Annotated in this window: 14 protein-coding genes; 9 read left to right on the top strand and 5 right to left on the bottom strand. The window is 61.9% G+C overall.

From position 1 onward, the window contains the following. The first annotated feature begins 17 nt into the window (after positions 1-17). The 8 genes from ACE3PR_RS04695 to ACE3PR_RS04660 all read left to right on the top strand — a co-directional run bounded on the left by ACE3PR_RS04695 (position 18) and on the right by ACE3PR_RS04660 (position 8,416). Positions 18-1,010, top strand: coding sequence for a GlxA family transcriptional regulator (locus ACE3PR_RS04695; protein ID WP_374368724.1), 993 nt, complete (start codon positions 18-20; stop codon positions 1,008-1,010). A 91-nt stretch (positions 1,011-1,101) separates the two neighbouring features. Further along, complete coding sequence (locus ACE3PR_RS04690) at positions 1,102-1,812, top strand: helix-turn-helix domain-containing protein (protein ID WP_374368722.1); 711 nt, start codon at positions 1,102-1,104, stop codon at positions 1,810-1,812. Between the two features lie 138 nt (positions 1,813-1,950). After that, entirely contained in the window at positions 1,951-2,850 is a 900-nt protein-coding gene (locus ACE3PR_RS04685) for a glutamine amidotransferase family protein (protein ID WP_374368720.1), read from the top strand. Between the two features lie 2 nt (positions 2,851-2,852). Further along, on the top strand, positions 2,853-3,536 hold the full coding sequence (locus ACE3PR_RS04680; RefSeq protein WP_374368718.1) for a protein glxC: 684 nt from the start codon (positions 2,853-2,855) through the stop codon (positions 3,534-3,536). Between the two features lie 14 nt (positions 3,537-3,550). After that, the gene (locus ACE3PR_RS04675) at positions 3,551-4,888 is read left to right on the top strand and encodes an FMN-binding glutamate synthase family protein (RefSeq protein ID WP_374368716.1); all 1,338 of its coding nucleotides are present in this window, start codon (positions 3,551-3,553) and stop codon (positions 4,886-4,888) included. Between the two features lie 74 nt (positions 4,889-4,962). After that, positions 4,963-6,270: a type III glutamate--ammonia ligase gene (gene glnT, locus ACE3PR_RS04670; protein WP_374368714.1), complete on the top strand. Its 1,308-nt coding sequence runs from the start codon at positions 4,963-4,965 to the stop codon at positions 6,268-6,270. A 482-nt stretch (positions 6,271-6,752) separates the two neighbouring features. Then, positions 6,753-8,156: an ammonium transporter gene (locus tag ACE3PR_RS04665; protein WP_374368712.1), complete on the top strand. Its 1,404-nt coding sequence runs from the start codon at positions 6,753-6,755 to the stop codon at positions 8,154-8,156. Positions 8,157-8,179: 23 nt separating this feature from the next. Continuing rightward, complete coding sequence (locus tag ACE3PR_RS04660) at positions 8,180-8,416, top strand: hypothetical protein (RefSeq protein WP_374368711.1); 237 nt, start codon at positions 8,180-8,182, stop codon at positions 8,414-8,416. 59 nt (positions 8,417-8,475) lie between these two features. Here the strand turns inward: ACE3PR_RS04660 and ACE3PR_RS04655 are convergent, their stop codons facing one another. Then, positions 8,476-9,108: an FkbM family methyltransferase gene (locus ACE3PR_RS04655; RefSeq protein ID WP_374368709.1), complete on the bottom strand. Its 633-nt coding sequence runs from the start codon at positions 9,106-9,108 to the stop codon at positions 8,476-8,478. A 118-nt stretch (positions 9,109-9,226) separates the two neighbouring features. Here ACE3PR_RS04655 and ACE3PR_RS04650 point away from each other — a divergent pair, with 118 nt between their 5' ends. Beyond that, complete coding sequence (locus ACE3PR_RS04650) at positions 9,227-10,069, top strand: LOG family protein (protein ID WP_374368707.1); 843 nt, start codon at positions 9,227-9,229, stop codon at positions 10,067-10,069. A 6-nt stretch (positions 10,070-10,075) separates the two neighbouring features. Here ACE3PR_RS04650 and ACE3PR_RS04645 read toward each other — a convergent pair whose 3' ends face one another. Genes ACE3PR_RS04645 through ACE3PR_RS04630 form a run of 4 tightly spaced genes read right to left on the bottom strand, consistent with a single transcriptional unit; the run spans position 10,076 to position 13,630 of the window. Then, positions 10,076-10,849: an ABC transporter ATP-binding protein gene (locus tag ACE3PR_RS04645; RefSeq protein WP_374368705.1), complete on the bottom strand. Its 774-nt coding sequence runs from the start codon at positions 10,847-10,849 to the stop codon at positions 10,076-10,078. Then, positions 10,846-11,685 (bottom strand): ABC transporter ATP-binding protein, encoded by an 840-nt coding sequence (locus ACE3PR_RS04640; RefSeq protein WP_374369324.1) that lies wholly within the window; start codon positions 11,683-11,685, stop codon positions 10,846-10,848. Before ACE3PR_RS04640 ends, ACE3PR_RS04645 begins: the two co-directional genes overlap by 4 nt. A 9-nt stretch (positions 11,686-11,694) precedes the next feature. After that, on the bottom strand, positions 11,695-12,597 hold the full coding sequence (gene nikC / locus ACE3PR_RS04635) for a nickel transporter permease (RefSeq protein WP_374368703.1): 903 nt from the start codon (positions 12,595-12,597) through the stop codon (positions 11,695-11,697). A gap of 13 nt (positions 12,598-12,610) precedes the next feature. After that, positions 12,611-13,630: an ABC transporter permease gene (locus tag ACE3PR_RS04630; protein ID WP_374368701.1), complete on the bottom strand. Its 1,020-nt coding sequence runs from the start codon at positions 13,628-13,630 to the stop codon at positions 12,611-12,613. Positions 13,631-13,667 lie beyond the last annotated feature (37 nt).

Below are 13,667 nucleotides of genomic sequence, written 5' to 3'. Positions count from 1 at the left end.
AACGGTGGGCCCGGAAGATGAGCGATAGCGAAATCGCGGATTTCGCGGCGGCCCGCACCATCGGCGCGGCGCCCTTCCGGCTCGCCATCATCCTGGTTCCTCGTTTCGCCCTGATGTCCTTTGCCTCGGTGGTGGAACCGGCGCGCGGTGCCAATCGATTGTCGGGCCGCAAGCTCTATGAATGGGATCTGTTCGGTCCCGCCCAGGGCAATGTGGAATCGAATGGCGGCATCGAAGTCGCCGCCAAATCGATCGCCGAACTCGATCCGGGCGTCTTCGACATGGTGATCGTCTGTGCCGCGACCCATGCCGAATCGAAACGCTATCCCAGCCTGGAAGCGGCCGTGCGGCGCCTGCACCGGGCGGGGCTGGCGGTGGCGGCCGTCAGCACCGGCAGCTTTCTGCTGGCCCGGGCCGGATTGCTGGGCGGCCGGCGCTGCACGGTGCATTGGGATTATGCAGATTCGTTCCGCGAGGCTTTCCCCGATGTCGATCTGCTGAACGACCTCTTCGTGGTCGATGGCCGCATCCTCACTTGCGCCGGCGCAACGGCGGCGCTCGACATGATGCTGGAACTGATCCAATGCCATCACGGGCGGGATCTTGCGCGCCAGATCGCCGATCAATTCCTGCATGGCGGTATCCGCGGGGCGACCGAGGGCCAGCGCCAAGTGCTGCTGGGGGGAGCCGTGCGCAACGCCGTCGTCCAGCGCGCCGTCCAGCGCATGGAAGCCACGGTCGAGGAGCCGGTCTCGCCGGCGCGGCTTGCCCGCGAGCTGGGCGTCTCGCAGCGTCAGCTCGAACGTCTTTCGAAGCGCTATCTCGGCTGCACGCCGGCAAAATTTCACGCCCAGCTGCGCTTGCAGCGCGCGCGCCGGATGCTGCGCCAGACCGAACTCAGCGTGGCCGAGATCGCCATCGCCTGCGGCTTTGTTTCGCTGTCGCATTTCGCCAAGGCCTATCGCCGGCAATTCAGTGTGAGCCCCCGGCAGGACCGCCAGGCTGCCTGACTCGGGCTGCCCGAATCGCGCGGCATGACGGGCGCCTCTTGACCGGTTATGCTCCCATATCGACAGAATGAGTCGGCAAAAGGGGTGGGGAATGCCGCGCGAGACTGCGAAAGCGGGCAAGAACAGAAAGCCGGAAAGCAAGGCGCTGCGGGCCAAATCCGTCGCCGGCGCGCCAGCCCGGAAATCGGTCCAATTGGAGCAGGATCCGCATCAGCTCAGCGGCAAGAAACGCTCGCTGGAATCGGCGATCGGCCGCGAGGTCCGGAATTTCCGCCATCAGCTCAACATGACGGTCGCGCAATTGTCCCAAGCCGCCGGGCTTTCCGCCGGGATGCTGTCGAAGATCGAGAATGGCCAGACCTCGCCTTCCCTCGCCACCCTGCAGGAGCTTTCCCAGGCGCTCCAGGTGCCGGTGACATCGTTCTTCCGCGGCTTCGAGGAGGAACGTTCGGCCACCTTTGTTTCGGCGGGGCAGGGGTTGCCGATCGAGCGGCGCGGCACCCGGGCGGGGCACCAATATTCCTTGCTGGGCCACGGTTTCAGCCGGGGCCTGGCGGTGGAGCCCTATCTGGTGACGCTGACCGAGGATTCGGATGTTTTTCCGATCTTCCAGCATGACGGGGTCGAGTTCATCTATATGCTGCAGGGCGAGGTCGGATACCGCCATGGCGACAAGCTCTATCACATGCGGCCCGGCGACAGCCTCTATTTCGATTCCGATGTGCCGCATGGCCCGGAGCAGTTGATCAAGCTGCCGGCCCGTTTTCTCAGCATCATTACCTATACCCGCGACAACGACTGACGGCCCCAACGGACGGGTTGGCGCGCGGCTGATTGGGTGTTTCCTGTAGGTAAACAAAGTTTCACCCGGCTTGACAGGGCGGCGCCAGCCGTTATCTTGATCGCCAATCGATTAGCCTCACGTTTCGGGAGCGACGCCATGTGCGGAATTGTCGGCCTCTTCCTCAAGAACCCGGCCTTGCAGCCGGAACTCGGCAAGCATGTCGAAACCATGCTGATCGGCATGACCGATCGCGGACCCGACAGCGCCGGGATCGCCGTCTATCACAGCCCCGTGGCCGGCGAGCGCTGCAAGCTCACGCTGTTCAATGCCGATACCAGCTATCCCTGGCGGGCGCTGGCGGGGGAGCTCGGGACCGATCTCAACATCGAGATCGATGCCGAACAGCGCGGCAATCATGCCCTGCTGACGGCGTCGGCGACCGAGGCCGATGTGATCCGCTGGCTCAAGGCCAAGCACCCGGACGTGCGCATCATGGGCTATGGCAAGCTCATGGAAGTCTACAAGGATATGGGCCTGCCGGTCGACGTCGCCAAGCGCTACGGCCTTGCCGGCATGCAGGGCAGCCACGCCATCGGCCATACCCGCATGGCGACGGAGAGCGCCGTCACCACCGAGCATTCGCATCCCTTCACCCCGGCGCCGGATATGTGCCTGGTCCATAACGGCTCGCTGTCGAATCACAACAATCTCCGGAAATGGCTGCGTCGCCATGGTCAGGAATTCGACACCGACAACGATTCCGAAGTGGCGGCGCGCTACTTCGCCCATCGCCTGGCGGAAGGCGCCACGTTGAACGAGGCGCTGGAAGCGGGTCTGGTCGATCTCGACGGCTTCTTCACCTTCACCATGGGGACCAAGGACGGTTTTGCGGTGCTGCGCGACGGCGTCGCCTGCAAGCCAGCGGTGCTGGCTGAAAACGACGATTGGGTGGCGATGGCCTCGGAATTCCGCAGCCTTGCCTATCTCCCCAATATCGAGAAGGCGAAGATCTGGGAGCCGGCGCCGGCAACCGTCTATAGCTGGAGCCTGCACTGATCATGAATGCGTTCGATTTGACCAAGACCTCGCTCCGCGAGGTCAACAGCAAGCTCCAGAGCCTCCCCACCGATACCAATGAGAAGGTCTGGCATCTCAACAACCTCCATGGCGAGCATGCCTGCGCGGTGGGCCTCACCCAGCCGATCGAGGTCCATATCAACGGCCATATCGGCTATTACTGCGCCGGCATGAATCAGAAGGCGACCGTGGTGATCCATGGTCAATGCGGGGTCGGTGTCGCCGAAAATATGATGTCCGGAGAAGTCCGCGTGAAAGGGACCGCGAGTTCCGCCGCCGGCGCTACCGGACAGGGCGGCATGCTGGTGATCGAAGGCGATGCCGGCACCCGCTGCGGCATATCGATGAAGGGCATCGACATCGTCGTCAAGGGATCGGTGGGTGCCATGAGCGCCTTCATGGCGCAATCGGGCGCCCTGGTGGTCTGTGGCGATGCCGGGGCAAGCCTTGGCGATTCGATCTACGAAGCGCGGCTCTATGTCCAGGGCAAGGTCGAGAGTCTGGGGTCGGATTGCATCGAGAAAAAGATGACGCCGCATCACCTGGCGAAGCTCGGCCGCTTGCTGAAACAGGCCGGGATCGATGCCGATCCAAAGAAATTCAAGCGTTATGGCTCCAAACGGAGTCTTTATAATTTCCACGTCGACAATGTCGATGCGTATTGAGGGGAATGAACAAGATGAGTGACCATAGCCCCTTCCATACGCCGCCGCGTTTCTCCGCGACCTTCGACGAGCATTCGATTGCCCAGATCCAGCGCGCGGCCGCGACAGGTATTTATGACATTCGCGGCGGCGGTGCCAAACGCCGCGTGCCGCATTTCGACGATTTGCTGTTCCTGGGGGCCTCAATCTCGCGCTATCCGCTGGAAGGCTATCGCGAAAAATGCGGCACTGATGTCGTGCTCGGCACGCGTTTTGCCAAGAAGCCGATCTCGCTCAAGATTCCGGTGACGATCGCCGGCATGAGCTTCGGCGCGTTGTCCGGCAATGCCAAGGAAGCGCTGGGCCGGGGCGCCTCGGCGATGGGAACCAGCACCACCACCGGCGATGGCGGCATGACCCAGGAAGAACGCGGGCATTCCAACATCCTGGTCTATCAATTGCTGCCCTCGCGCTATGGCATGAATCCGGATGATCTCCGCAAGGCCGATGCGATCGAGGTCGTGATCGGGCAGGGCGCCAAGCCGGGCGGCGGCGGCATGCTGCTGGGGCAGAAGATCACCGAGCGCGTCGCCAAGATGCGCAACCTGCCGATCGGCATCGACCAGCGTTCGGCCTGCCGGCATCCGGATTGGACCGGGCCGGACGATCTTGCCATCAAGCTCACGGAACTGCGCGAGATCACCAATTGGGAAAAGCCGATCTATGTGAAGGTCGGCGCCACACGGCCCTATTACGATACGGCGCTGGCCGTGAAATCGGGTGCCGACGTGGTCGTGCTCGACGGCATGCAGGGCGGCACCGCGGCGACGCAGGAAGTCTTCATCGAGCATGTGGGTCTGCCCATCCTGGCGGCCATCCGGCCGGCGGTGCAGGCGCTGCAGGATCTCGACATGCACAGAAAAGTGCAGCTGATCGTCTCCGGCGGCATCCGCAACGGCGCCGATGTCGCAAAATGCCTGGCGCTTGGTGCCGATGCGGTCGCCATCGGTACGTCGGCGCTCATCGCTCTGGGTGACAATGCACCGAGCCTCGAAGCCGAGTATCAGAAGCTCGGCACGACGGCCGGCGCCTATGACGATTGGCATGAAGGCCGTGATCCCGCCGGCATCACCACGCAGGATCCGGCACTCGCTGCCCGTCTCGACCCGGTGAAGGCCGGCCATCGGCTGGCGAATTATCTGGCGGTCCTCACCATGGAGACGCAGATCATCGCGCGCGCCTGCGGCAAGAGCCACGTCCACAATCTGGAGCCGGACGATCTCGTCGCGCTGACGGTTGAATCCGCCGCCATGGCCCGCGTTCCACTCGCGGGCACCAACTGGATTCCCGGTCAGGGGAGCGGGGGTTACTGATCGCATTTGCAAGAATGCGCAAGAAAACAAGAACATCATGAAACCTTGAGGCTTTACACATAGGGGGCTTTGCCATGGCTACCGACCTCGCCAAGGTCGCGAAGGAACGCAAGATCAAGTATTTCCTGATCTCCTACACCGATCTTTTCGGCGCCTTGCGCGCCAAGCTGGTGCCGGCGGCGGCGATCGGCGAAATGCAGCGCGACGGTGCCGGCTTTGCCGGCTTCGCCACCTGGCTCGACATGACGCCGGCCCATCCCGACCTCTTCGCCAAGCCGGATCCCGAGAGCCTCATCCAATTGCCCTGGAAGCCGGAGGTCGCCTGGCTTGCCTCGGATCTCTGGATGGACGGCAAGCCGGTCGCGGATTCGCCGCGCAACCTGCTGAAGCGCAAGATCGCGGAAGCAGAGAAGAAGGGGCTTCGCGCCAAGGCCGGTGTCGAATGCGAGTTCTTCCTGATCACGCCGGACGGCAAGGCCGTCGCCGATGCGGCGGATACCGCCGACAAGCCATGCTATGACCAGCTCGCTTTGATGCGCCGCTATGACGTCATCACCGAAATCTGCGATGCCATGCTGACCCTGGGCTGGAAGCCCTATCAGAACGATCACGAGGACGCCAATGGCCAGTTCGAAATGAACTGGCATTACGACGACGTCCTGTTGACCGCCGACCGCCATGTCTTCTTCAAATACATGGCGAAATCGATCGCCGAGAAGCATGGTTTGCGCGCGACCTTCATGCCCAAGCCGTTCAGCAATCTGACCGGCAATGGCGCGCACGCTCATATCTCGTTCTGGGATAAGAGCGGCAAGAAGAACCTGTTCAGCGATCCCAAGGGTGAACTGGGTCTTTCCAAACTCGCCTATCAGGTCCTTGGCGGCATCCAGCATAACGCCGCGGCCCTTTGCGCCTTCTTCAATCCGACGGTCAATTCCTACAAGCGCATCAACGCGCCGCGCACCACCTCGGGGGCGACCTGGTCGCCCAACACGATCACCTGGTCGGGCAATAACCGCACGCATATGATCCGCGTGCCCGATGCGGGGCGGTTCGAATTGCGTCTCGCTGATGGTGCCACCAATCCCTATCTGCTGCAGGCCGGCATCGTCTCGGCAGGCCTCGACGGTATTGCCAACAACCGCGATCCCGGGAAGCGCCTCGATATCAACATGTATACCGAAGGCCATACCGTGAAAGGTGCCCGGAAGCTGCCGCTCAATCTGCTGGATGCCTTGCGTCTTGCCGATGGCAGCCAGGTGGTGCGCCAGCAATTCGGCGATTCATTCGTCGATTCCTATGTGCGCATGAAGACAGAAGAGTGGAACAGCTTTACCAAACATCTCACGGAATGGGAGCGGCACAACACGCTCGATTGTTAAGGCTGCTGGGTGCGATCGACTATGGATTGTCCGGCATTCGATGCCGGACAATCTGGTCGAATCGAGAGAAACGTGATACCAGATTGTACAATTAGACTTTCGTCGCAAGACCATGGGTTGCGTTTCTTTGCGGTGAAGCTGGTCTGATTTTCCACCGCTCTTGCCGAGCGCAAGTCGGCAAGGCGAGAGAGTCTCCGCCGGAGACACAGGCGGCAAAAAATTACGGTCGGTAGCTGCAGAAAGCAGCGCGCGACCGATAAAATTCGACCCAATCAAAGAAAAAGAATTGACCGGCCAAGCCGGCAATGTCGCCAGGAGGAAGCGCTCGGTTCCCGTTCGCGGGACCCATTGTCATGTGTGTTGTTTGGGTCTGTTCGCGCCAAGTGACAGACATGCCCATCCCCCTGGCCAGTCGAGAACGAGCGATCTGCTTACGCTTGGAGATCGCTGCGTCCAACGCATTCTTGGGGAGGGGACTCGAAATGGACAATGAAGTTACGGCACTGACGATCATCTTCAGCGAATTCTATTACTGGGTGACGGTCGTCTTCATGTTCCTCATTCATGTGGGTTTCTGCATGTATGAGGTAGGCGCATCACGGCGCAAGAATCACATGCATACATTGATGAAGAATACGATGGTGATCCCGCTGGTCACCGTGACCTTCTTCTTCTTCGGATGGTGGATCTATTTCGCCTTTCCGAACGGACCCTGGATCATCGGCGATATCATTCCGGCACCCTGGGCCGAACCCTGGGGCGAGTTGATGGGGGCGCATATGGGCGGCGCACCCGCCGATTCAACGACGTTCACCGCCGACGACACGGCATATTGGGCGCGCATCAACGGCGTGTTCTGGGCGGCCTTCCTGCTCTTTTCCTGGACGGCGGCCTCGATCATCTCGGGTTCGCTGATCGAGCGTGTTCGATCAAGCGCCTTTTGGGTGATCGCCGTGGTGATCGGCTCGTTCGCCTGGATCATCGACGCGGCCTGGGGTTGGCATCCCGATGGCTGGATGGTGCAGGTGCTCGGCTATCACGATGCCTATGCTTCGGGCGTCATTCATGCGATCGCCGGCGGTGCCGCTCTTGCGGTGCTCATCCATCTCGGACCACGCATCGGCAAGTTCCGTCCGGACGGAACACCCCGCAACATCGTGCCGCACAATCCATGGCTTATCACGGTCGGCTTGTTCCTGATCTATACCGGGTTCTGGGGATTCTATGTCGCCTGCAACATTCCGATCATCGATGTACAGGAAGGTGACGGCGTCTTCTTCTCGGCCACGAACATATATCTGACACCGACGACGTTGTCGGCGATCACGTTGAACTTCCTGATGTCGCTGTCCGGCGGCCTCATGGGTGGATACCTGATTTCGCGCGGCGATGCCTTCTGGACCTATTCCGCGGGTCTGTGCGGCGTCATCGGGGCCTCGGCCGGGAACGATCTCTATCACCCATTCCAGGCCATGATCATCGGCGCGATCGTTCCCATGATCTGCTACAAGCTGCATTTTTGGGTCGAGCGTCGCTTCAAGATCGACGATGCGGTCGGCGCCGTCGCCGTTCATGGTTACGGCGGGTTCCTGGGCGTGGTCATTGCCGGCTTCATGCTGTGGGGCTATCCGGCTTCGCAGAAATATGAGGCGGTCATCACGCCCTGGGGCAATTTCGCCGGGGCCGTGATCATGTTCTTCGTGCTGGGCTTCGTGCCAGCCTATATCGTCGCCGGTATCCTGAAGGCCTGCAACAAGCTGCGGGTTCCGCACGAAATCGAACTTGTCGGTCTCGATTTGTCGGAATATGCGGCGCGTTATGAAGAAGAGGATCAACTCCTGCAGGCCGAGATTGCCGAAGCGCGTGCTTCGGGCGTCCTGCGTTAATCGGCTAGAGAGGAGATATCAACATGTCCACTGGAACTTTTGAAAACTGGCATGGCAATATGCTGGATATCGGGCCGCTCTATCCCTTTGTCGGCTCGGAATTCGTGATGTTCATCATCTGCGTGGCGTTCTGGATCGCCTGGCACTTCCTGCAATGGCGCATGGAAGAGAGCAATTACGTGGATGACATGGAAGTGCTGAAGAAGGGCGACAATCTGGAGCGCGCCCTCAAGGGCGAGAAAGTCCTGCGGAGCATGTAGCTGCGTCGAACCAGATTGTTCCAACTATAGCGGCGGCCTCCTGGCCGCCGCTTCTTTTTTCAGTCCAGCCGGTAGATCGAGGTGTAATGAAGATGCGAGATCAGCCGATAGCCCAAGGGCCGCAGGAAACGGAAGATCGTGCTCTCCGTCACCCTTTCCAGATTGAGGTCAAGATCCTCGACCGCCAACAGGGCCGGATGGAAGCGCGCCCAGTCATTGGAGCGCAGAACGTCGAGATCGGCCCCTTCGCAATCGACGTTCATGAAGCCGATGCTGCTGCCAGCCGGCACATGCTCCGCCAGAATCGCCGCTAAAGTCTTGCGCTCGACGACGATGTCGCCGAGATGCCGCTTGCGCGGATTGGCAAGCGTGCGCTCGAAAAGCGCCGTATCGACCGTGTTCATCGAGCGGTCGTTGAAGAGATGCAAAGTCACCTTGCCGGGATGGGTGCCGATCGCGACCTGCAGGGCCTTGTCTTCCGGTCGCTCGCGCCGGAAGGCGGCAATGGCATCCGGATCCGGATCGATCGCGATGCCGCGCCAGCCACGCTGGTAGAGCGCATAGGTGTTGGAATAATCGATGGGCGCATGGGCGCCGACATCGACATAGAAGCCCGCCGGCTGCTTGGCGAGGAATTTCAGGATCAGGCGGTCCTCGCCGAAGGACGAAAAGCTCTCGATCGGAAAGGTCATGACAGGCTCCATGTCTTCGGGTCGGTCGCGGGCTTTTCGCGGCATTTCAAGCCGGGACAAATCGGCCGGGCAGAGGCATGATCGTGCCGATACGCGATTCGCCCACAAGGTAGACGACATGACCGATCCCGCCAAGCCCAACAACCGCCTGCAGATGCAGGCGCCCAGCTATATCCTGCCGATGGAGGACACCGACTTCCTGGTCAATCGCGACGAGCTGCGCGGCCTGCGTTTCGCGGTCGAATATTACAAGGCCGACATGATCCTGCGTGATTGGGGCGTGCGGTCGACCGTGATTGTGTTCGGTTCTGCGCGCATCCCTGCGCCGGAGAAATCGGCGGCGGCCCTGGCGGCGGCGAACACGCCGGAAGCCCGTGCCAAGGCGGAACGCGCCGCTGGCTGGGTCCACTATTACGAGGAAGCCCGTGCCTTCGGCCGGCTGGTCTCGGAGGAAGGCGGCGCCCTCAATTTGGTCGACGGTCAGCGCGACAACGTCATTGCGACCGGCGGCGGACCAGGCATCATGGAGGCGGCCAATCGCGGTGCCCATGAAGCGGGGGCGCCTTCGATCGGCTTCAACATCACTTTGCCGGGCGAGCAGGAGCCCAATGCCTATTCGACGCCGGATCTCACCTTCCGCTTCCACTACTTCGCGATGCGCAAGATGCATCTGGCCATGCGCGCTGCGGCACTTGCCGTCTTCCCGGGCGGTTTCGGCACGATGGACGAGTTGTTCGAAATCCTGACCCTGCAGCAGACGCAGAAGGTGACGGCAACACCGGTCGTCCTGGTCGGCAAGGCCTATTGGAACAAGGTGATCAATTTCGAGGCGCTGACCGAAAGCGGCCTCATCGATTCCGCCGATCTCGGTATCTTCGATATCGTCGATAGCGGAGCCGAGGCCTGGGCCGCCCTGCAGGCGCGCGGCCTCAAGCCCGCGAGCCGCAAGCGCCGCAAGTAGCCGGCATCAGATATCGGCGAAGGCGTCCACCACGGCGCGGTCATAGCCCTTGCTCGCCAGCAATAGCTGGCGGGAATAGGGTTCCTTGAGGCGGCCGGAATTGAGATCGGTGTTGGCGGCCACCTCGACCAACTTACCCTGGCGCATCACCGCGAAACGGTCGCACATATGGGCGATGACACCGAGGTCGTGGCTCACCAGCAGATAGGTGACGCCGAATTCGCGGCGGATGTCGGCGAGCAGATTGAGGATCTCGGCCTGGATCGAGACATCGAGGGCCGAAGTGGGTTCGTCCAGCAGCATCAGGCGCGGGCTGAGGATAAGCGCGCGGGCGATGGCGATGCGCTGCCGCTGGCCGCCGGACAATTGATGCGGATAGCGGAAGCGGAAACTGGGGCCGAGCTGGACTTGCTCCAGCGCATGCCGAACGCGGTTCTCGGCATCGTCGAGACCATGGATGGCGAGTGGCTCGCTGAGGATGCGGTCGATCGTGTGTTTGGGATGCAGCGAGCCGAAGGGATCCTGAAACACCATCTGGACCAGGCGGTAGAAATCCCGGTCGCGCTTGCGGCCGACCGGACGACCATCGATCTCGATCAAGCCGCTCCAATGATCGACCAGGCCGGCGATGGCACGGAGGATGGTCGACTTGCCGGAGCCGGATTCACCGACCAGGCCATAACATTCGCCGGCCTTCACGGACAGGCTCACATCGTCCACGGCGACGATGCGCTGGCCGGCCTCGCCGAAATGGACGCGCAGATTTTCAACCTTGATCACGACGCGGCCTCCGCCCAGGAGGCTTCGCGTTGCAGGGTGGCCAAGCGCGCAACAGGATGGTCAATCTCCGGCGCACAGGCGAGCAGGCCCTGTGTGTATGGATGCGTTGCCGATTTGAGATCGTGCGCCGCGCGCTCCTCGACCACGCGGCCGCCATACATGATGAGGACGCGGTCGCAGAAGGTGCGCACCAAATTGAGATCGTGGCTGATGAAGATGAGGCCCATGTCGCGGGTCTTCACCAGATCGTCGAGAATGGCGAGAACCTGCAGCCGTACCGTCACATCCAACGCCGAGGTGGGCTCGTCGGCGATCAGGAGTTCGGGCTCGGCCATCAGCATCATGGCGATCATGGCGCGCTGTCCCATGCCGCCGGAAAGCTCATGCGGCCAGGCCTTGAAGACGCGCAAGGGATCGCGGATCTTGACCGCCTCCAGCATCTCGAGTGCCAGTTCGCGTGCCCGGGCAGGATTGGCATTGCGCCGCCCGGCCTCGATCAACTGATCGCCGATGGTCATTACGGGATTGAGCGAATATTTCGGGTCCTGCATCACCATGGAGATGCGTCGGCCGCGGATGTCACGCCAGCCGGCGGGCGAGAGGCCCAGCAGATTGGTGTCGTGGAAGGCGAGCCGCTTGGCCGTGATATGGCCTTGCGTCAGGCCCAGGATGGCGCGGCCGGTCTGAGTCTTGCCGGAGCCGGATTCGCCGACGATGGCGAGCTTCTCGCGGCCCATGCGGAAAGTGACGTCCTTCACCGCATGGAACTCGCCTTTGGGCGTGTCGAAGCGCACGTTGAGCTGCTGGACGTCGAGGATGGTGTTGTCAGAGGTCATCATCCCACCTCAATTGCCGCGCGGATCGAGAACGTCGCGCAAGGAATCACCGATCAGGTTGAAGCCGAGGCTCACAATACAAATGGCGATGCCCGGATAGGTGCAGACCCACCATTGATCCAGAATCTGTTCGCGCCCTTCCGAGACCATGGCGCCCCATTCCGGTTGCGGCGGGGCGACGCCGAGGCCGAGGAAGCCCAAGCCGGCGGCGATCAGGATGATGCCGGCCATGTCGAGGGAAACGCGGACGATGAGGGAGGGGATGCACATCGGCATGATATGGCCGATGAGGATGCGGATCGATCCGGCACCGGTCATCCGTGCCGCGGCGAGATAATCACTGGTCCGGACACTCAAGGTCTCTGCCCGGGCGATGCGGGCATAAGGCGGCCAGGCGGTGAGGGCGATGGCGAGGACGGCGTTCTCCAGCCCCGGCCCCAAAGCGGCGGCGAAGGCCAGGGCCAGGATGAGCTTCGGGAAGGCCAGGAAGGCATCGGTGAGGCGCATCAGGATCGTCTCGACCCAGCCGCCGAGATAGCCCGCGGTGGTGCCGATAAGGAGGCCAATGGGGGCGGCGGTGATGGCGACCAGGCCGATGATGAAGAGGGTCGTGCGGGCGCCATAGACGATGCGGCTGAAGATGTCGCGCCCCTGCTGGTCGGTGCCCAGCCAGAATTCACTGCTGGGCGGCAGCAATCGATCATCGAGTTCGCCCGAGATCGGGTTATGCGGGGCGATCCAAGGTGCAAACAACGCGCTGGCGATCAGGACCAGTAGGATGGCAAGGCCCAGGAGGCCGAGGGGGTTGCGCGCGAAGGTCAGCCAGCCGAGATAGAAGCGACCGAGCCGTGCCTGCCAGCGCGAGTTCGGCGTGTCGCTGAGGAGCCAGGTCCGCCAAGCGGAGGTCGTCATTCCGGTGCCTCGCTCATTTGGCGCGCGGATCGAGCACGCGATAGGCCAGATCCGTCAGCATGTTGATGATGATGAAGATGGCGCCCACGACGATGGTGCCGCCCATCACGGCCGGCATATCCTGGCCGAAGATCGAATCCGTGATGTAGAGACCAAGGCCGCGCCAGGCGAAGACGGTCTCGGTCAATACCGACCCTTCCAGCAGATTGCCATAGGAGAGGGCGATCACGGTGATGAGCGGCACCAGGATGTTGCCCATGGCATGCTTCCAGATGATGCGTGCCTCGCTCACACCCTTGACCCGCGCGGTCAGGATGTATTCCTGGCTGAGCTGGCCCAGCATCAGCGACCGAGTCATGCGGCTGATATAGGCAAGGCTGAAATAGCCGAGCAAGGTCGCCGGCAGAATGAGATGACCGAGCGCGTTCCAGAACAGATCGGTCTCGCCAGCCAGCAGCGTGTCGATGGTCATCAGGCCGGTCACGGGCTCGATCATGTCCTCATAGCCGAAATCGAGCCGGCCGGGGCCGGGCAGCCAATCCAGCTCGGCGTAGAAGACGAGGAGGCCCATCAGGCCCAGCCAGAAGATCGGTACCGAGTAGCCGACCAGGCCGAAGAAGCGGACGACATGGTCGATCCAGCTATCCTTGTTGATGGCGGCCCAGACGCCGAGCGGAATACCGAAAACCACGCCGACCAGCGTGCCGATCGTGGCAAGTTCCAGCGTCGCCGGGAAGACATTGGCCAATTCCTCAATGATCGGCTGGCCGGTGCGGATGGATTGGCCGAGATCGCCCTGGAGGACATTGGTGAAGTAGATCCAGAACTGCACCAGGATCGGCTTGTTGAGGCCGAGCTGCTCGCGCACACGCTCGACATATTCGTCGGTCGCGTGATCGCCGACGATGGCGAGGACCGGATCGGCCGGCAGCAGGCGACTGATGATGAAGGTCACCAGCAGCAACCCGAACAGGGTGAAAGCGACCGAGGCAAAAGTGCGCAGGATCGCTTTCAGAATGGACTTGGACTTCATGCGCGGGAATCGCGGACTCGCGGGCAAGCTGCCCGGC

Source organism: Dongia sp., assembly GCF_041909655.1.
In the GTDB taxonomy this organism is placed as follows: domain Bacteria; phylum Pseudomonadota; class Alphaproteobacteria; order Dongiales; family Dongiaceae; genus Dongia.
The sequence above is the reverse complement of the archived record's forward strand: the minus strand, read 5'-3'. Positions and strand labels throughout refer to the sequence as shown.